The 19,110-nt window shown below is 43.8% G+C and carries 17 protein-coding genes; 7 read left to right on the top strand and 10 right to left on the bottom strand.

The features are described 5' to 3' along the window. Positions 1-43: 43 nt before the first annotated feature. Together UB32_RS02615 and UB32_RS02610 are read right to left on the bottom strand one after the other, a co-directional pair. Positions 44-811: a 3-hydroxyacyl-CoA dehydrogenase gene (locus tag UB32_RS02615; RefSeq protein WP_044390949.1), complete on the bottom strand. Its 768-nt coding sequence runs from the start codon at positions 809-811 to the stop codon at positions 44-46. Positions 812-987: 176 nt separating this feature from the next. Continuing rightward, a complete protein-coding gene (locus UB32_RS02610; RefSeq protein WP_128721476.1) occupies positions 988-1,905 on the bottom strand; it encodes a DMT family transporter in 918 nt (305 codons plus the stop codon). 422 nt (positions 1,906-2,327) lie between these two features. Here UB32_RS02610 and UB32_RS18925 point away from each other — a divergent pair, with 422 nt between their 5' ends. Together UB32_RS18925 and UB32_RS02595 are read left to right on the top strand one after the other, a co-directional pair. Further along, on the top strand, positions 2,328-2,687 hold the full coding sequence (locus UB32_RS18925; protein WP_052806928.1) for a DUF948 domain-containing protein: 360 nt from the start codon (positions 2,328-2,330) through the stop codon (positions 2,685-2,687). A 193-nt stretch (positions 2,688-2,880) separates the two neighbouring features. After that, entirely contained in the window at positions 2,881-5,259 is a 2,379-nt protein-coding gene (locus tag UB32_RS02595) for a M14 family zinc carboxypeptidase (RefSeq protein ID WP_044390944.1), read from the top strand. Positions 5,260-5,411: 152 nt separating this feature from the next. Here UB32_RS02595 and UB32_RS02590 read toward each other — a convergent pair whose 3' ends face one another. From UB32_RS02590 to UB32_RS02580, 3 genes are all read right to left on the bottom strand, one after another. Continuing rightward, on the bottom strand, positions 5,412-6,602 hold the full coding sequence (locus tag UB32_RS02590) for a M14 family metallopeptidase (protein WP_044390943.1): 1,191 nt from the start codon (positions 6,600-6,602) through the stop codon (positions 5,412-5,414). A gap of 81 nt (positions 6,603-6,683) precedes the next feature. Next, the gene (locus UB32_RS02585; RefSeq protein ID WP_044390942.1) at positions 6,684-7,259 is read right to left on the bottom strand and encodes a TetR/AcrR family transcriptional regulator; all 576 of its coding nucleotides are present in this window, start codon (positions 7,257-7,259) and stop codon (positions 6,684-6,686) included. A gap of 3 nt (positions 7,260-7,262) precedes the next feature. Further along, positions 7,263-7,979: an MBL fold metallo-hydrolase gene (locus UB32_RS02580; RefSeq protein WP_044390941.1), complete on the bottom strand. Its 717-nt coding sequence runs from the start codon at positions 7,977-7,979 to the stop codon at positions 7,263-7,265. A 160-nt stretch (positions 7,980-8,139) separates the two neighbouring features. Between UB32_RS02580 and UB32_RS02575 the strand changes: the two genes are divergently transcribed. The 4 genes from UB32_RS02575 to UB32_RS02560 all read left to right on the top strand — a co-directional run bounded on the left by UB32_RS02575 (position 8,140) and on the right by UB32_RS02560 (position 12,836). Next, positions 8,140-10,215, top strand: a complete 2,076-nt coding sequence (locus tag UB32_RS02575; protein WP_044390940.1) for a carbon starvation CstA family protein — start codon at positions 8,140-8,142, stop codon at positions 10,213-10,215. Next, positions 10,208-10,411, top strand: coding sequence for a YbdD/YjiX family protein (locus UB32_RS02570; RefSeq protein WP_044390938.1), 204 nt, complete (start codon positions 10,208-10,210; stop codon positions 10,409-10,411). Before UB32_RS02575 ends, UB32_RS02570 begins: the two co-directional genes overlap by 8 nt. Before the next feature lie 286 nt (positions 10,412-10,697). Next, the gene (locus UB32_RS02565) at positions 10,698-11,912 is read left to right on the top strand and encodes an MFS transporter (RefSeq protein ID WP_044390937.1); all 1,215 of its coding nucleotides are present in this window, start codon (positions 10,698-10,700) and stop codon (positions 11,910-11,912) included. A 138-nt stretch (positions 11,913-12,050) separates the two neighbouring features. Further along, on the top strand, positions 12,051-12,836 hold the full coding sequence (locus UB32_RS02560; protein ID WP_044390935.1) for a formate/nitrite transporter family protein: 786 nt from the start codon (positions 12,051-12,053) through the stop codon (positions 12,834-12,836). A 355-nt stretch (positions 12,837-13,191) separates the two neighbouring features. Here the strand turns inward: UB32_RS02560 and UB32_RS02555 are convergent, their stop codons facing one another. Continuing rightward, positions 13,192-15,936: a dynamin family protein gene (locus UB32_RS02555; RefSeq protein ID WP_044390933.1), complete on the bottom strand. Its 2,745-nt coding sequence runs from the start codon at positions 15,934-15,936 to the stop codon at positions 13,192-13,194. Between the two features lie 279 nt (positions 15,937-16,215). Between UB32_RS02555 and UB32_RS02550 the strand changes: the two genes are divergently transcribed. Further along, a complete protein-coding gene (locus tag UB32_RS02550; RefSeq protein WP_044390931.1) occupies positions 16,216-16,800 on the top strand; it encodes a hypothetical protein in 585 nt (194 codons plus the stop codon). A gap of 74 nt (positions 16,801-16,874) precedes the next feature. Here the strand turns inward: UB32_RS02550 and UB32_RS02545 are convergent, their stop codons facing one another. The 4 genes from UB32_RS02545 to UB32_RS02530 all read right to left on the bottom strand — a co-directional run bounded on the left by UB32_RS02545 (position 16,875) and on the right by UB32_RS02530 (position 19,097). After that, positions 16,875-17,066, bottom strand: coding sequence for a hypothetical protein (locus UB32_RS02545; protein ID WP_044390929.1), 192 nt, complete (start codon positions 17,064-17,066; stop codon positions 16,875-16,877). After that, positions 17,059-17,583, bottom strand: coding sequence for a ubiquinol-cytochrome c reductase iron-sulfur subunit (locus UB32_RS02540; protein WP_044390927.1), 525 nt, complete (start codon positions 17,581-17,583; stop codon positions 17,059-17,061). The genes UB32_RS02545 and UB32_RS02540 overlap by 8 nt, the downstream gene beginning before the upstream one ends. An 18-nt stretch (positions 17,584-17,601) precedes the next feature. After that, entirely contained in the window at positions 17,602-18,342 is a 741-nt protein-coding gene (locus UB32_RS02535) for an Mrp/NBP35 family ATP-binding protein (protein ID WP_052806927.1), read from the bottom strand. A 203-nt stretch (positions 18,343-18,545) separates the two neighbouring features. After that, positions 18,546-19,097 (bottom strand): 4Fe-4S dicluster domain-containing protein, encoded by a 552-nt coding sequence (locus tag UB32_RS02530; protein ID WP_044390925.1) that lies wholly within the window; start codon positions 19,095-19,097, stop codon positions 18,546-18,548. Positions 19,098-19,110 lie beyond the last annotated feature (13 nt).

Here is a 19,110-nt window from a genome sequence, read left to right as displayed (position 1 = left end):
TGAAAAAACCTGCCCAGGTGAAGAGCAGGTTTTGATATCATGATCATTTCGGCTGCATTCTGATTGCTCCATCCAGACGAATTGTTTCGCCGTTGAGCATCGGATTGACCATAATACTTTCAACGAGCTGAGCAAACTCCTCCGGGTAGCCAAGGCGCTGCGGGAAAGGCACCGTTTTTCCGAGCGCTTCCCTTGCTTCAGCTGGAAGCAAATCGAACATTGGCGTATGGAATAGACCGGGTGCTATCGTCATCACTCTGATGCCGTATCCAGCAAGTTCCCTTGCGATTGGCAGCGTCATGCCTACCACTCCACCCTTTGAAGCGCTGTATGCGGCTTGCCCGATCTGACCGTCGAACGCGGCAACGGATGCAGTATTGATGATGACTCCTCTCTCGCCAACATCATTTCGGTCATTTTGAGCTATTTGCTCGGACGCAAGCCTGATGACATTGAAGGTTCCAATTAAGTTGATGGAAATGACCTTTGAAAACATCTCCAGGGAGTGAACGCCTTTTCTTGATAGCAGCTTTCCGGCAACGCCGATCCCGGCACAGTTTACAACCGTGTTGATCGAACCGAATGACTCGCTTGCTTTATGAACGGCATTCCTAACTTCTTCCTCACTCGTCACATCCGTTTTGATAAAAAGAACATTCTCTCCCATTTGTTGCACTTGAGCTTCACCGCGTTCAACAGATAAATCCAGAATGGCCGCTTTTCCCCCTTGCTCGACAATCCTTTGCACCGTCGCTTCCCCTAACCCGGATGCGCCTCCAGTCACCATTGCTTTTATCTCGCTCATTTTCATTTTTCCTGACCTCACTTTTATAAAGTTATCTTTTTATAGAAAGCAAGAATCATGCCAAGGATTTTTTCAGGAAAATAAAGCTACTAAGAGGGGGAACTGTCTAAAATTCGGACAGTTTTCATTGGAGAATGGACACATTTCAAAAAGCAGAGCCGAAGCCCTGCCCGTTTCTACTATTAAGCTGCATTTCGTTTCGCTCTGTTTTTTAGCATCAGTTCCTCAAGTGCTCCTGATCCGAAGATGACACCTGCGACGATGAAGATTAGTCCGAGCATATGGGAGGATGTGATCCGCTCGCCAAGGAAGATTCCTGCGAACAGGATGGATAGGAATGTATTCAAGTTCAGAAAGATGGACGCTTCTGCAGGTCCGGTCTGGCCTATCGCATAATTGTAGAGCATGTGCCCAACTGCAGTGGCAAAAATTGCCGACGCGAAAAATATGCTCCACATTCCGACAGAAGCATTTCCTAGGCTCGCCAATCCTTCAGGTTCCTTCCATAATCCGATCAACAACAACAAAATCGAGCCGATGACTAGCATATAGCCAGTCAACAGACGAGGATCTAGTGTTTTCGCTGCTTTGGATATAATAATGAAGCTGATCGCTTGTGAAACAATCGCTAGAAACACATAAAAGTCACCGATTGACATGCCTGACAGGCTGGTATCCCCTGCAAGAACAGTCAGGGAGACCCCGATTCCTCCAAAAATAAATCCCAGAGTCCGGACAAACGTCAGTTTTTTTCCGAGAAATAAAATAGCCATCAATGCGGTTAACAACGGACCTAAACCAAGGATCAAACCACCATTAACTGCCGAGGTAACGTTCAATCCAATTCCCAGGAACAGATGATGGCCGGTTACGTTTAGGATGCTGCCACCGATAATATATTTCCATTCTTTTCTTGATGGCAGGCGAATTTTTTTTAAAAAAAGGAGAATGATAAACACCGAGACTCCGGCCGTGAATACGCGAAGCGCGGTTATCGTAATCGGCGGAAAATTCCCTACTATTACTTTAAGTGCGGACACATTCAATCCCCACAGGAACATGATACCGATCAGAATCAGGTAGATTTTCGAATTTTTCACGATGTTTCCTTCCTTCATTTAAACGATAATTTCCATTCTACTCTTTTTTGAAAAAAGGGCAAGAGCAAAAAACTGTCGCGAAAGAAGGTGCTGGGGAGTTCGATGCTGAGGAAAAAAATGCCGAGGAGCGAGTGCTTGCTACTTTCGCTTCTTCAAAAAGTCTGGCGAACTTTTCTTCCCGAAAGCGATCGTTTACGAATGCGATTCTTCTTAGTTCAGTCTCCATTCTGGCGATATTGACTATGATGATATATTTTATTGGCGATTTTCACAACTTTATTGGCGATACACAATTTTTTCTCTTGCCTCAATCAGGCAGAACAGGATCGTTCCTAAAACTACTCTTCCGGCTAAAATTTGTTATTCTTTGCTGAAGAAGGGTATAAATAGGTAAATCTTGCAATGGAAAGGAGGCTGATTCTGTGTTCATTGTTTATATTAGCATCACTGTAATCTTGGCAGCTATTGGGTATCTTGGTTATGTAGCTTATAAAACATTTAAAGATACCAAACCTACGATTGATAGCCTTCAAGAGACAGTTACCCGTGTCCAGAACAAAACGAATGCGATCATAGAAGAGACAGATTCACTTAAGTTTAAACAGCAAAAGCTAATGACTAATTTTGAAAAGAAAAAGAAAGCTGTCAATACGGTTGTCTTTTCCATAAAACAAACACCCGTTGAATTCAAAAATGCATTGGTTGCAAAGCCAGTTGCGGAACTTGAACAAAAAAATAAAGCAAGAAAATGGAAACGTAAGCGGACAATGCAACTACTATAAACAGGGGCTCTGGCCCCTTTTTTTTAATGACTATTTACCTATCTCCTTTTTCAATTTATTACCAACATCTAAATTTTCAAGAATTATAGGATTTATTCCTCAAGCTAATATAGGAATTTTGTATGATTGTAGAAATAATATTTATTTATTATTATGTATAAATATACAAATACTTTTTTTGGAGGATAAATCGATGAAGCATAAAAAAATAATCTCTGGAATAGTCGCTGCTAGTTTGCTCGCTGCTTCCCCCTGGACACCGGCACTTGCTGAATCGTTAAAATGGAATTATGTAAATACATACGAAGAGCAGGATGGAAGTCTATTCAACAGTGAAAACTATGATTTTATGAAGTTCTCAGAAATTGGCGTAAAACTTACTGAAATAGAAAAGCAATCCAACAGAGTTAAGGTTGAAGTGAAAGGTCAGTCATCAACAGGACAACCCCTTTATGTCGTGACAATTGCTTCTCCAGATTCCCAGGGCAAGTTCGGCAAAATTCAGGCTTTAAGAAAGCAGATGTTCAACAATCCTGACAAAGCACAGGACTGGATTGCAAACAATCCGGATTTCAAAGTACCTGTCATGATCAATGGCTCGATCCATGGAACTGAGTTTGTTGGCAGTGACGCGATCATTCAGTTGATTGAACGATTTTCATTTGACAATGATGAGACAACGAAAGAAATTCTGGAGAATAATATTCTGATTTTCAATGTCGTTCAGAATCCTGACGGGCGCATCAATGCTACCCGATTCAACGGAGAAGGAATTGATTTAAACCGTGACTTCATCACCCAGTCACAGCCGGAAACACAGGAAACCGTTGCACTGATCAAAGAGTGGAATCCAATGGTCTTCCTTGATACACATGGCTATGTGAAAAATTATGCACCGAACAAGCAGGGGCTAATTGAACCATGTACTGTTCCCCATAATCCAAATTATGAATATGACCTTTATGAAAAGTGGGCAATGGACCAGGCAGAAGCGATGGAAACCGAAATCATGTCCAATAAGGGAAGCTTTACCGGCAGCCTGTATCAGTCAATGGAAGGAACCTACATTCCTCAGCGTGATGACGCGGAGGGCTGGGATGATTACCCGCCAATCTTTACGCCAATGTATGCTATGTACCATGGTGCATATGGTCATACGCTTGAAACACCTACGAATGACATGGACGGGGTTCGCTGGATGTATGACGCCATCATGGGCGCGCTGAAAAATGCGACGGATAACAAGCAGGAAATGATCAAAGACCAAATCGAGATGTTCAGGCGCGGCATCAATTTTGACCACCCATTCCATGATGAAGGATTCTTCCCTTCTGCCTACGTTCTGCCTCTTGATCCTAAAGATCCAACGGTAACTCATAAGGCCGTTAATCATTTGCAGAAAAACGACATTGAAGTTGTCCAGGCTTCAAAGGATTTTACAGCCGGCGGCCAATCTTATCCTAAAGGCACATATATTGTAAAAATGGACCAGGCAAAGGCCGGTCTTGCCAATACGATGCTGTGGGATGGCGAGGACATCACGGAAGAGGTTGATGCGATGTATGATATTTCAGCATGGAGTCTGCCGGAACTTTGGGGCTTCGAGGCGATTGCGGTCCTGAGTGATTTCGAAGTAACAGCGACGAAAGTGAACCAAGTACAGAGCCAGGGCAGCGTCAGCGGCAAAGGGCCATTCCTGATTCCAAACAGTTCCGTGAAAGCTGTCAACCTGGTGAATACACTCCTTCTTCAGGGAGTCAACGTTAAACGTGATAAGAAAGGCAATTTTTATACAGAAGCAGCCGCTAACACAATTTCAGCAACAGTCAAACAATCCGGACTGCACATTGAATCAGCAAAGGTGCCTGCCGAAGCCGTTGAAGTTGCAAGCATGAAGGTTGCGATTTTAAAGGATGGCGGGATGAATAAGGTCCAATCTCACTCGGGTACAAAACTCGCACTCAAACGCCTTGGCTTCGCTGTTACTGAAGTATCTCCTGCAGAAGTTGCAGAACAAGGTCTTTCCAGCTTTGATGTATTTGTTTACAGCGGCACGGAAAGCTTGATTGCCAGGACCCAGTCACGTGCTGGCAATAAAGAATTTGGTTTCCAAAATCCAGCACAGTTTGATGGCTTCAAAGCTAATGTAGACGAGTTCTTAAATAGCGGTGGAAAATATATCGCAGTTGGTGCTGGTGCATCGAATGCGACGAAGACGTTATGTCTTACAGATAACACTGTTGTTGTCGGAGATTACAACAGCAACGGTATAGCTAAAGTTGATTACCAGGGAGAAGGGGTAACTGCCGGCTACATCTCAGACGATTTTGGCTTCGTCTATCGACCTGTTTGGTATGAAAACACAGGCAACGATGAGGTTTCTGCAACTTTTGACGACAACTCAGACTTCTTTGTTGCCGGACACTGGAAAAACAATGTTGCCGCGCAAGGAAAAGCTGTGATTGTAAAAGAACAGGATAAAGATGTGACGTTAATTGGCCTTGAAGCAGGTTTTCGCGATCACACAGACTATCTCTTCCGTCTCCTGTCCAACAGTATTTTCGAAAAATAAATTGGTAGAAGCATCGTGCCCATTGCCCGATGCTTCTAATTTTTTTCAAGAGCAGAAAATGCCTTTTCTTTTGGATATCGATTTATGAGTCGGGAGCTACTAATGAGCTTTTTGCTGCTCACTATATCCCCCTTTTCAGGTAATCTCCTTCTTTACATATAAAGTCCTGCCAAGAAAATCCCCAGAGCTTCCTCATAAATCTCATCAAATTGAGACAGTGGCAATGGGTTAATGCCAAAACCGAGTTCGACTGTGAAGCCTGGCCGGCGCCAATCTTGGATGAACCAGTCTTTGTATCCAGCATAGCTTTCGATTGATTTTACCGGCTGGTAGCCGCTTACCCTGGAAAATTCTTGAACGATTGCCTCCGATTCAGGCGGCTCAAGGTTTTCAAATCCCCAGTAGATGACTTTTCCCTGAGTATGGAAAGCAAGCACTCTCGAGAAATCGCGCTTGCGTGTCAGTTCTGCCATAGCGATTGCTTCCGGCTCCGATAATGGCTTTTCTCCTACATAATCCCTCGGACCAGGCTCGGTTGGATTTCTTGCTTTTTCCCGTTCCCATTCCGCCGGAAATTGATCATTCAGGTCCACTCCTCTTATGTTCGCCTTCCAGTCACTGAAGTCGATGCTCCCTTTATTCCATTCTACTACCCTTTCATTCCATGGCTCCTCTTCAGGAGGACCATTAAGAACCAAGTCGACTCCATCGGGGTTGACCATCGGGACAATCGACAAAGCCATCTGGGTGTATAAGTTCAGCATGGACAGCCCTCGTATCGAGGAATGGTTTGTCAGCGCCAGGAGATAATCATTAATGAACGTCATGAGGATGGGAGTAGTGATCCATTCATTCGCATGGAATGCTCCATTATAATGGACCTTTTTATTTCCATTGCCAATTTGGGCTTCAGGAATTCTTTTTCCTAAAACAGATTTGCCGATGGACGGCACTTTCATAAATGGATAAATACTTTCCAAGCGCCTTACATCATTCATGAAAGATCGGGAATCGTAACTCTTCTTTCCCTGGACAATCCTCCAGGTAATCCTTGTTGGAACTTTGATCATCTGGCCAATATACAGTTGATTAGGGTTACTATTTCGATTGGCCAACACGAGAGCATCCAAATGGATATTTCTGCTCTGGGCAATCTGCCAGAGCGTATCGCCCGCACGGATTCGGTAATCAACAGCAGCATAACCGGGAATCTTTACAGCCTGGCCCACAGTCAGTGCGTTCGGATCGACATCGCGGTTGGAATCTATGATCAACTGAAGCGGGATATTGAAAAGGTTGCTGAAATACCAAAATGATTCTCCTCTTCTCACATATATATCCATAGCGCGCCTCCTGTTCTTTTAAAAGTAGCATCTATACATATGTATGTGAGTACCCATTGAAACTATTTCAGAAGATGAAAATTAACCTGATTTTTTCATGCCACGGAAAAAGGTCTGTACCGCCAGCCTATAGCTTTCATTAATATCAAAGGGCATTCCAAAGCCACCTTTTTGCTCGAGAGAAGCGAAACCATGCATTAAACTTCTTAATCCTCGCACTGCATGAATCGCTTCCACGTCTGAGAAATGAAAAGGCTTGATTTTGGATAGGACAAGCGTGACAATTTTCTCCCCAGCATGATTGACTTTTTCATCAGAAGGGTCAGGAGCTGACAAAGCAAATTCATAAAGACCAGGATTTTCCCTGGCAAAAGCTAAATAAGCGTCTGTTATCGCCAGAACTGATTCCTCCCCGGGAGACTTTTCCAATGCTTCTGCCTCAAGTTCGTTATACAGTTTTTCAAGTGAAAACAGGGCAAGCTCTCTTTTAAGTCCTGGCAGGCCATTAAAATGGTTATATAACGATGGTGGTTTGATATTAAGCTTCTTTGCCAGCAAGGCAAGCGTTACGCGATCACTTCCCTGCTCATTCGCAAGCTGTGCTGCTGCTATTACAATAGTTTGTTTATCGAGGGCAATTTTAGGCCTTGGTGACATTTCCTACGCTCCATTCTTTTGTAAAATTGCATCTGCCTTTCGGATAGCTTTCTCCATGTGAGTGACAGGTTCACGAAGCAATTCCCCATGACCTACAGCCAGAATTGTTGGTTTTAGCCCGAGAATTTTTTTTGCGCTTCTCAATGCTAGTTTCCTGTTCCAAGTAGCCATCGCTGGAAAAGGAAACCATGGTACTATCACCCCAGATACAGCTGTTTCCCCTCTAGTTTGGAAGGCGTCACCTGTAATTAGAGAATGGGTTCTTTTGTCCAGAAAAGCCATCGATCCTGGTGTATGTCCTGGTGTTTCAAATGCGACTAACGAGCCGATTTCATCCCCTTCCGTTAGGACCACATCTGGTTTTATTTTGATGTTCTTCGGTACTCCTCCGCGAATCGGAGTCTGAGGTTCAGATGGGTCTAGTGAGGTATCACCGGCAAGAAGGCGTGAATCACGTACAGATAGATAAACCGGGACATCCAGCTTTTTCTTCAATTCCACAAGTGCTCCAATATGGTCGCTGTGAGCATGGGTTAAAACAATTCGATTGATTGGTTTCCCAATTTGTTCTGCTGCATGAATTATTGGTTTGGCACTGTTTGGCAACGCGGCATCAATTAAGGTCAGCCCTTCCTCTTCCTCAATAAAATAACAATTCACTGGAAAAACTCTTGGCATGAATGTTAACTGATACAAAAAGCCTTCTTTTATGATCCTCATTCGGAACCCTCCAATTTAAACTACTATCGTTAGTTTTATTTTAACTAATGATATTAGTTAAATCAATGGTTTTTTATTCCTGCTAAATAATTTTTTTTGTTTAAAAATTTGTAATTATAAAATATAATGTGATCATATCAAAGAAAAGGTGGGGAGAAAGTTGAAAGCAATCAAATCAATCATTATTTGGGGTTTAGTCTCTGCTCTCGGTGCCATCGCTTTTGCCGTTATAGCTTTGAACAGCGGAGAAAGCGTCAACGCCATTTGGCTATTGACTGCAGCAGTCAGTGTTTATGCAATCGCTTACCGTTTTTATAGTCGATTCATGGCAAGGAAGGTATTCGAGCTTGATGACAACAGGAAAACTCCCGCGGAAATCCATAATGATGGAAAAGACTATGTACCAACTAACAAATGGGTTCTCTTTGGGCACCATTTTGCGGCAATTGCTGGGGCAGGTCCGCTTGTAGGGCCAATTCTCGCAGCCCAGATGGGGTATTTGCCAGGAACACTCTGGATTATTGTCGGAGTTGTTTTAGCTGGAGCAGTCCAGGATTTTATCATCCTATTCGGGTCCATGCGCAGGAATGGCAAATCGCTTGGTGAAATGATTAAGGATGAGATAGGAAAAGTAACAGGCTTTATCGCAATGATCGGAATACTAGGAATTATGATTATTTTAATAGCAGTATTAGCATTAGTTGTAGTGAAAGCGCTCACAGGAAGTCCGTGGGGAATGTTCACGATTGCGGCAACCATCCCGATTGCTGTGTTCATGGGCTTCTATATGAGATATATACGTCCGGGCCGTGTTGGGGAAGCATCTGCAATTGGCGTCGTCCTGCTGCTCTTCTCGATTATGTACGGACAAACCGTTGCGGAGACTCCAGCTTTGGCAGCCATGTTCACTTTTGATGGCAAAACGATTGCCATCATGATGATTATCTATGGTTTTGTGGCTTCGGTATTGCCTGTTTGGATGCTGCTTGCTCCTCGTGATTATTTAAGTACATTCCTTAAGGTGGGGACGATCTTAGCGCTTGCAATCGGTATTCTCATTGTGGCACCAGATCTCGCTATGCCACCTGTAACTCAATTTGTCGATGGAACTGGACCGGTATTTTCAGGCAGTATGTTTCCTTTCTTATTTATTACGATTGCCTGCGGTGCTGTATCCGGATTTCATGCCCTAATATCATCGGGCACAACACCTAAAATGATTGAGACAGAGTCACACGCACAGCCGATCGGTTTTGGGGCGATGCTAACGGAATCATTTGTCGCTATTATGGCGATGATTGCTGCTTCTGTTCTTACACCAGGGATTTACTTTGCTATCAACAGTCCCCCTGCAGTGATTGGAACAGATGTCATCCAAGCAGCACAAACTGTTTCCAGCTGGGGTTTTACAATCACACCAGACGATATTTCAAAAATTGCAAATGATGTGGGAGAAGAGAGCATCCTTTCCCGTACTGGCGGAGCGCCAACTCTTGCCATCGGAATGGCGTTTATCTTCTCAAAAATTATTGGTGGTACATCCTTGATGGCTTTCTGGTATCATTTCGCCATCCTTTTTGAAGCATTGTTCATTTTGACGACGGTTGATGCAGGAACCCGTGTTGGCCGTTTTATGATTCAGGATATCATCGGAACTGCTTACAAACCATTTGCCAGAACTGATTCATTAATCCCTAATATCATTGCTACGACTCTTTGTGTAGTAGGCTGGGGCTATTTCCTATACCAGGGTGTCATTGACCCTCTCGGTGGAATCAACACACTCTGGCCGCTATTCGGAATTGCCAATCAGATGCTCGCAGCAATTGCCCTGTTATTAGGAACGACTATTCTGTATAAAATGGGGAAAAAAGCTTATGTGTGGGTTACTCTTATTCCGACTACCTGGATTTTGATCGTGACGATGACAGCTGGCTGGCAAAAGCTGTTCCATGAAAATCCGAAAATCGGATTCCTTGCCCACTCTAAAGTGATTAAAGAGGCACTGGATAGCGGCAAAATTCTCGCACCTGCAGCCTCTATTGGAGAAATGAAGCAAGTAATGCTAAACGATTATATTGATGCTGGTTTAACGGCATTTTTCATGATCGTTGTTATCACAGTATTGATTTCGGCAATTCGGATTTGGATCAAGGTTTTGACAAACCAGAAGTATGAACTCCATGAGGATCCTTATATCCCACGGAATGAAGGAGACCTGAAACATTATGCTTAAAATCGTGAAAAGCATGCTTCGATACAGAAAACAATTTATCAGCCTGCTTGTAGGTATGCCAAGTTACGAAAAATATGTTGATCACATGTCGCACCACCATCCAAATGGACCAGTGAAATCAAGAAAAGAATTCTTCTGTGAAGCACAGGAGTCAAGATACAGCGGCAAAGGCGGTAAAATTTCGCGCTGCTGCTGATAAAGAAAGCTCAGGGCGCCTTGGTCAGCCTCGAACAAGCGATGCCTACCTATAAAAAAAACAAAGCCTGCAGTGTGATAAACGCTGCAGGCTTTGTTCATGATATTGATTATATTATTTTTTTAACCCCCTCGCATTCGCCGTATGATTCCTGTTTCAAGTAAAACCTTCGTTTGCTTATGCTCCGAGAGTTTTTCTGCAGATGTATCGGTTTTCAAGACAGCAAAATTTTGGTATACTATTTAGAAAAGCGAAATATTCGTACTGAGAAAGAAGTGTTGATGTAATGACTCAGCAGCAAATGGCGAAACGAAACTTGATGATCATGTGGTTCGCCAATTTCTTCATCGCAGGCAGTATGACAATGGTAATGCCATTTCTCTCCTTATACATTGAGTCATTTGGAGATTTTTCGGAAAAATATGTTCAGAATTGGTCAGGCCTTACTTTCAGCATCACATTCGTTACCGCGTTTCTCTTCTCTCCTTTCATCGGACGGCTAGGTGACCGTTTCGGCCGCAAGCGCATTCTGATTTTTATGGCCTTTGGAATGGGATTATCTGTCTTCTTGCTCGGTTTTGCCACTTCCGTGTGGCAACTATTTTTGCTCAGAATGTTCATGGGTTTGTTTTCAGGCTTCATTCCGGTATCTCAGGCACTTGTCTCAACCCAGACGCCAAAAGAACACGCTGGTAAAACACTGGGGACTCTGCAAACTGGCTCTATTACTGGATCCTTGCTTGGTCCGATGATTGGCGGTGTCCTCGCCGACTCATCAGGCTATGCCTTTACCTTTCATTCAACTTCCGCCTTTATCATCGTGTCCGGATTGCTTGTATTCCTGGTCATGGAATACCGAATTGATGTAAAGGAAGGCAGCAAAACAAATTACAGCCGGAAAGAAGTGCTTCAACATATCCTCAAAAATCCAATCATGCTTAATGTCCTGCTTATGTCCATGCTCGTACAGATTGCTCATTTCAGCATCCAGCCCATTCTCTCCCTATATGTCGGCGAGCTGCATGGCCATGAAAACCTGGCATTCTTTTCCGGAATCGCTTTTTCGGCAGCGGGACTTGGAAACTTGCTGATGGCCCGGAAATGGGGACAGATTGCAGACAAAATTGGCTATATCAAGATCCTTGTCCTCCTCCTATTCTTATCCGCCATCATTTATTTTCCAGGCGGCTTTGTCACGAATATTTGGCAGTTAGTCCTGATTCGCTTCCTACTTGGTATTACTATTGGAGGTGTCATCCCTGTCAGGATTGCCTATATTAGGCAGGAGGCTCCGGTCGCAATGCAGGGCGAAGTACTAGGCTATAACACCAGTCTTCGTTTCTTCGGAAACATTATCGGACCCGTCCTCGGCGGATTCCTTTCGGGCTACCTCGGCTTCACGTCGGTATTCGTCTTTACGAGCAGCCTTCTGTTAGTAAGCGGGATCGTCCTGTTCGCTTCCATGCAGCGACATCCGCAGTTTGTTAGGGATACTTTTTAATAATAGTAGAGACTGAATCTTGCAAGCAGATTCAGTCTTTTTTTGCGTTTTTTCCCTTTTCTCTTAGGGAAGTTTACATAGGAGAGAAAGTTTTAGGCAAAATACTTTTATTACAAATTGACGACGGGTGGTTTTAATTTGGAAGTACAAGCGCTTCAAGAGGTTGAAAAGCTAGCCCTGAAGAAGGTTGCAATTTTCAGGCAAAGCAAAAGTCGTTATCTTGCACGGGCCGCTTTAGCGTCGATGTTTATTGGATTTGGGGTAATTGTTGCATTCAAGACAGGGAATCCATTCTACATGGAACATTCACCGTTTGCTTACCCTATTGCGGCCATTACCTTCGGAGCTGCGATCATCCTGATTGCCTACGGTGGTGGAGACTTATTCACAGGGAATACCTTTTATTATACCTTTGCGGCACTGAGGAAAAAGATGTCCTGGCCGCAAGTAATTAGAATGTGGATTTTCAGCTATATCGGCAATATCATCGGTGCAGCGGCGTTTGCTTTATTAATTTATACAACGGGTTTGTTTAATGATCATTCTGTAAATGGATTCTTGTTAAGCGTCGCTGAAAAAAAGACCCTCGCATCAACTTCAGAACTATTTTTCAGGGGAATTCTTTGTAACTGGCTCGTCTGCTTAGCGTTCTTCCTGCCGATGTCGATGAAGGGTGACGGAGCAAAAATGTTCGCAATGGTGTTTTTTGTGTACTGCTTCTTCATTTCCGGCTATGAACACAGCATCGCCAATATGTGTACTTTTGCGATCAGCATGGTTCTTGACGATCCACAGTCAGTTACATTTGCAGGTGTAATCCACAATTTAATCCCAGTCACGCTCGGGAACCTGATTGGCGGCGGAATCATGATGGGCTGGATGTATTACTATGCCAATCGTCCGTTTTTTGAAAAGCCGCTATAAAACCGAAAAATCGCTATGTAATAGCCCTCTTTTAGTCTATTCGAAAAAATTAACGGTATCTTTCGACCCGAATGGTACCCTTATGGGGATGGGTTCACCTGCATAAGGGTATCTTTCACCTCGAATGGTGCCCTTATGGGAACAGGTTCGCTTGCATAAGGGTATCTTTCATCCAGAATGGTACCCTTATGGGGACAGGTTCGCTTGCATAAGGGTATCTTTCACCTGCAAAGTTGATTAATCAACCTTCTTCGACGAGAAGAGGGAATCTATTATGAAATAATTTCCGTATTCCAGAAGCAAATATAAAAGAAGACCCCAAAAAATCTAAAGGGAGTCTTCCTTTCACTAACCATCAACCCCTGCCGGCTGCGGTCATCCATTCGTACTGGCGAAGTTTTACTTCAAACAGTGTTAATGGATCACGGTACCATTCAGGGTTAACTCTTAATTTTTCCAATTCGTTCTTTCCGTGCTCGATTTCGCTTTGCGCTTCTTCTGCAGATTCTTCAAGCACGCGGAATGGCTGTTTATAGAATAGATTTACATCGCGTTCCATTGACTTTTCGAAGAATTCGAATTGCTGCAGGAAGCTTTTAGCAATTGTTACGGCAACTTGATAATAATCCGCTGTCTCTACGTAGGATCTATATCTAGTATGAAGCATTGGATTGTTTTGCGGCAACGCGCCAAATAGCTTACCGGCACTTTTCAGAAAAAACGCTTGCGGCGTCGAACGGTTCATGATGTTGATCTTCTCAAAATGTACCCCATTCGACATCCTGTCTGCGTCGCGGCGCCAGTCATCGAGCACCTTGAAATCGCAGGCAAGATTGATCCTTTCTTCTCCGTACAGCGAGTTGAACCCCTCTGCCATTTCATCCAAATAATTTTGGCTCTGGTCAAATTCCTCTTTTGAAAATTGGATCCAGTCATTCAAATTGGCATGGAATTTTGGCAAAACGTTTTTTTTCAGATATTCCTCGATTCGCTTGTTCATTTCCTCGTCTATTTTTAAATGAATTTTCCCAAAATCGCTGTCCTCCGTCACCATGTCAGAGCAGCTGCGCAGTAATTCTGGAACCTTTTCGATGATTTCCGCACGCGTTTCATCCTTGATTTTCCGAAATGCCTTTTGAATAGAGCGAGCCTTCTCCTCTTCTATATCAGCTAACTGATGGAGTGCGCCATTCAGCTTGCTCACCATTTCCTCATTCCAACTGATCGACTCCAGATGATTTTTCTCCATTTCAACTCGTTTATCAAGCAAATAGGTAATGGCACGTCTGACGAAGAACTGCAGTTTCGCGGTCCGTTCCTGGTCAAGATCGACTGTACTTCTAGTTGCTTTGATGAAATGAGAAAAATCGTTCAACACCTGAGCATTGTCATAATTGGATGAGAAAGCAAACATTTTTGCATCCGGATAGTATTGGCTGACTTCTGCCAATGTCTGGTCAAAAACTTCCGCCGCCTCCTGCTGGCCGTATATTACATCCATTTTATTCAGCAGGAAGTGAATCGGCAGATCCGGGAAATACTCTGATATTTTCTCAAGGATTTCCTTGTCTTTCTCCGTAAAAGGCTCGGCGGCATTTAGGACGTATAGCAAACTATCGGCAAACCGTAAGTACTGATAGAGCGGGTGCTTATCGTAATTATTGCGGTTGACCCCTGGAGTATCCATTAATGCCAGGTTATGTTCGCGCAGGAATGGGAAGTCAGCTTTGAAATCAATAATGGTTTCATTTTGATGATTCTTGCGGCTGACACCTGCAGCTTCCTTGAAATCTTCCACATCTGTGATCTGCCGTATTTCCGTATCGGTAATTTCATAGGCAACCGGATTTCCCTGATCCATGAAACGAATGACAGCTGCAGTCGGGGCTGTAAGCAAGTCTTCCCCCAAGATCGTATGGATGAAGGAAGACTTTCCATTGCCTGACAAACCGGCGACCAGCATATTATGAACATTTGTCTCATGTAGCTCCTGAACCATCCACTTAATCTTGTTGCCAACCTCAATGTCATGTTCTTCGGCCCACTTCATGATCGAGTCAAACAACATCAGGCTATCCTGATAACCATCATGGTACTCATTGGAATGCAGAACTAATGTCTCCGCGTCGTGGATTGCCGAATCGGTAATGGTTCCAGGGAACACCTCATTCCAGGCAATGATCGATGATGCTGCTACAAGGCTGTTCACTGGGCTAGTTATTTTCAGCCAATTAGTCAATAATTCCGGAATCAGCGGCGAAATTTCCTTGATCAGCCTGTCTCCATTAATCAACTCGAAATAGCTTTCCTGATAGATTGCTGACAGCTGGATCCAGCCATCTCTCCTGTTTCCGTCCATCCCGCTGAATAATTGATTGAATTCCCTTATCCATGCCATGTAGGTGCTCTCGTTTCGGTAGCTTTGCCATAGGGATACAGCGAGCTGCTCAAATCGCCCTCTGTCGACTTGGAATAAGACAGATAATGCCTCGCTAAAATAGTCAGGCGCGAACTGGACGGTGTAGCCCTGTTCAACATAATGGTTCAAGACATCAAACCATTTTGGCGACCCCGTCCGGATTCCCTCATTGACGGCAAGCTCCACCCCATTTTCCCAATCGTTTTGCTCCTCGAAAAAGGTACGGGCAATTTCAGTCACCCCCGGATAATCCGGATTTAGCGCGACAGCCTGTTTGATGACAGCAACTGCTTTTTCGAGTTTTCCCTGCTGTATGTAAACGGATAACAGCTGCAGCCCGCTTTCCATTTTCAAGACATCGCTGTCTGTCTCAATCGAAAGGTATAGCTCTTCCGCCGATGTCAGCAAACCAAGCTCCAGGAAAGCATCCCCCATGTTCTTTTTTGCCCATGGCTTCAACTCATTCGTGATATTTTCCCATTTAAAAATTGCCGCTTCATAATCTTTATGATGAAAATAAACCTCTCCCTGCGCATAACGAATCTTTGCTAAATCCGGCATATCCTTCTTTTGCTCAGCAAGGTAAAGCTCTCCAAGTACCTGGACTGGATGTGTCCGGTTTCCTGATTCCGTATAGATTTCAAAATAAGATTTTTTGATTAATTGCTCTTCAACTGTCATGGCTTTCCTCCGACCTCTTGATACGATCTATTCGTTAAAAAAATTTGAAATTTGTTTCAGATACCATTCTTGTTCCCTTTTGTGGGAGGCCCTCAAACCTTATCATTGTATTCTATCAAACTATATTTCATTCAAGATTTCAGTAAGCTTTCAGTTGTGCTACAAGTCATGAAAAATATGTAATGATTTTAATAATTCATCCAGTGTTTTGTCAATTTTTGTCGGATCATCGGTTTCTTCTATATCTTTCGAACTAGGATTCGTGTTTCTGGGGATAAAATGAAGTTTGTCACATTCTTGACAGGACAAAACCATTATAATGAAAAGTACAAGCGGAGTGAAAAGGAGATTATCATGCTGACTTTAAAAATACTGGACACGCCCATCGAGAATATTACATCAGAACATATTAAAAACAAAACTGTGATCATGAACAATAAAACACTTGCCACTATCAAAGGAATAGGAAAGGAAGTGGAATTCCACATCGACCCCTATCTAGACCTGGATGAATTCCAATTTTTGCGGGATATTATCGTGGAGGTAAGCTACGGGATGGAAGATGCCATCGATGAAAGTGGCTGTCAGCTCGGTTACTTGGAGAATGGAGAAAAGGCCTTTTTAATCAAGAATTGGGAAGAATGGAAAGCATTCCTAATGAAAGCGAAACTCAAGACATTAGAGGGCCAGAATGTGCAAGTTTTAAATGAAAACGGGGAAGAACTTGGTTCCGGGATTCTTGCTGAATACCAAGTCGGAGATACTCCATTCCGAATTGAAAATTGTACCTTGATCACCTTGTTTGGCGAAAGGAAATTTGCAGCGGAGAAAATAAAGATCGTGCCAACTAATCAGTTCGGTTAAACAGTAAGAGCAGCGATTTAGCCGCTGCTCTTTTTTATTTACTCTTTTACAGATCATCCATTCCGCTGCTTTGTTCATTTTGTAGTTCCTTTCCAGATGAAAAAAGCGGTTGTCGCCAAACCGGTTGAAATCAAAGCGACAATAACCGCGCCATATACTCGCTCATCTTCCTGTCCGTAATAACCTTCAATCGCGTTTGAGAGGGCGACGACATTAACCGCTAGAAACAGAAAAATCGAGAGGAATGCGATTCTTTTTTTATCCATGTCTTACTTCCCTCCCAACCGCAAATACCTTTCCATCCTTGATTTCTAGCAGGATTTTCGGTAGCTCGCGCTGCGGCGGCCCCGCCATTGGCTGACCGCTGTCAACATTGAAATAGCCTTTGTGGCATGGGCAGAGAAGGACATTTTCTTTATGCTCGTAAAAAACAGGACATTGAAGGTGTGTACATTTATTATTATAGGCAACGAATTTGTCTTCCGGTGTTCTGACAAGAATGGCTGGCTCAGTCTTTGTCGGATAGTTGAAATTTCTTGATTCCCCGATTGCCAGATCATTCACATCAGTGACTTCCACGCGCTTCACTTCGCCGTTTTCATCCCGCAGGAATGTGAAGATTCCGAATGGAGTCGTCGCCAGCCCGATCGCAACGGTTGCACCAAAGGAAGCTTTCAGGAACGCCCTTCTGTTCAAGTGGACATCGTCTTTCCTGTTCAGGTTATCGATCAGCTTGATCATATCTGTATCATCTTCATGATGGTTCTTTTTTTCCTCACTCATCGGTAAATCCTCCTGTTCCTAAAGCTGAAACCTCGCATCGATGTTTTCTGCCAGATTCAGATATTCCTTGAAAAGCAGCGTGTTTTCCGCCGCAATCGCTGGAGTCTCACTCTCTCCATCTGCTTCCTGGATCGGCAGCTGCCCCAGCAATTCCGTGCCAAGCTGTGCAGCCAGCTCCTCCCCGCCGCCTTTGCCGAAAATATAATACTTCTGTTCGCTGTCTTCCGGTTTGAAGTAGGACATATTCTCAACCACGCCGATGACCTCATGCTTGCTCTTGATCGCCATCGAACCTGCGCGTTCCGCAACGAAGGAGGCCGCTTTGTGCGGAGTGGTCACGACGAGTTCCTTGCTCTGCGGGATCATCAGGTGCATATCAAGCGCAACATCCCCCGTTCCAGGCGGCATATCGAGGATAAAATAATCCATTTCTCCCCACAGCACATCCTCGGTAAAGTGCTGAATCATTTTTCCAAGCATCGGTCCGCGCCAAACAATCGGTTCATTATCCTTCACAAGGAAGCCCATGGACATTACTTTAATGCCGTACGCCTCAACCGGGATGATTTTTCCGTTGAACGTTTTTGGTTTGGTATCTATATTCAGGATTTTCGGGATACTGAATCCATATATATCAAGGTCAATGATCGCCACTGACTTGCCAAGCTTTTGCAATGCGAGTGCAAGATTAACCGATAACGAAGACTTGCCGACTCCACCTTTTCCGCTTGCCACCGCCAGGACATTACCTTTAAGCATGTTAACCACCTCTTTTTGACTTTCTTTAAAATCAAACTGGAAAAAATCATTGAAAATTTCCAGTTCGCCAATATAATTTTATTTTCGCCAATAAATCTTGGTTTTCGCCAATAAAATTATTTTTTCGCCAATAAACTTGTGAAAACCGCCAATAAAATCAGATTTTCGCCAATATCATAAAAGACGGAGACGAATCTTATGAATTATGATTGTGAATCTGTATAAACACCGAAAAATTCCGGTACATAATCCCATTTGTTGCCTTCTTGCGGCTTTTTGCCTTCGACAAGATTCATCTGCGTACGTTTTCTGCGCAATTGCTGCATTTCTTCAAAGTCGATGAAGCGAATTGCATCACTTGGACAAACAGATGCACACATTGGCGCGATATCGTTACGTGTTCGATCATAGCACATATCGCATTTGTACATTTTGTTCGTTTCGAAATCAAACTTAGGGATACCGAATGGACAGCCGAACGTACAGTTGCGGCAGCCGATGCATTTTTCTTCCATTGCCGAAAGCACGACGCCTTCTTCCGTGATCTGGATCGCGTTTGCCGGGCAGACGCGGGCACATGCCGGGTCTTTACATTGCATGCACAGCATCGGGAAGGTCTGGCGGGATTCGGTAAAGTCAACATATTCTACAAAGTTCCGTTCTTTTGCATCATGGTCGCCACACTCTCGGCAGGCTGCCTGGCAGGCACGGCAGCCAATACAGCGTTCAAATTCCAGGTACATAATTTTATTCATAACAGCCGTTCCT

Origin of the sequence: Mesobacillus subterraneus (genome assembly GCF_000934845.1) — a bacterium.
Classification (GTDB): domain Bacteria; phylum Bacillota; class Bacilli; order Bacillales; family Cytobacillaceae; genus Mesobacillus; species Mesobacillus stamsii.
Note: the sequence above shows the minus strand (reverse complement) of the source record. Positions and strands in the feature narration are given on the sequence as shown.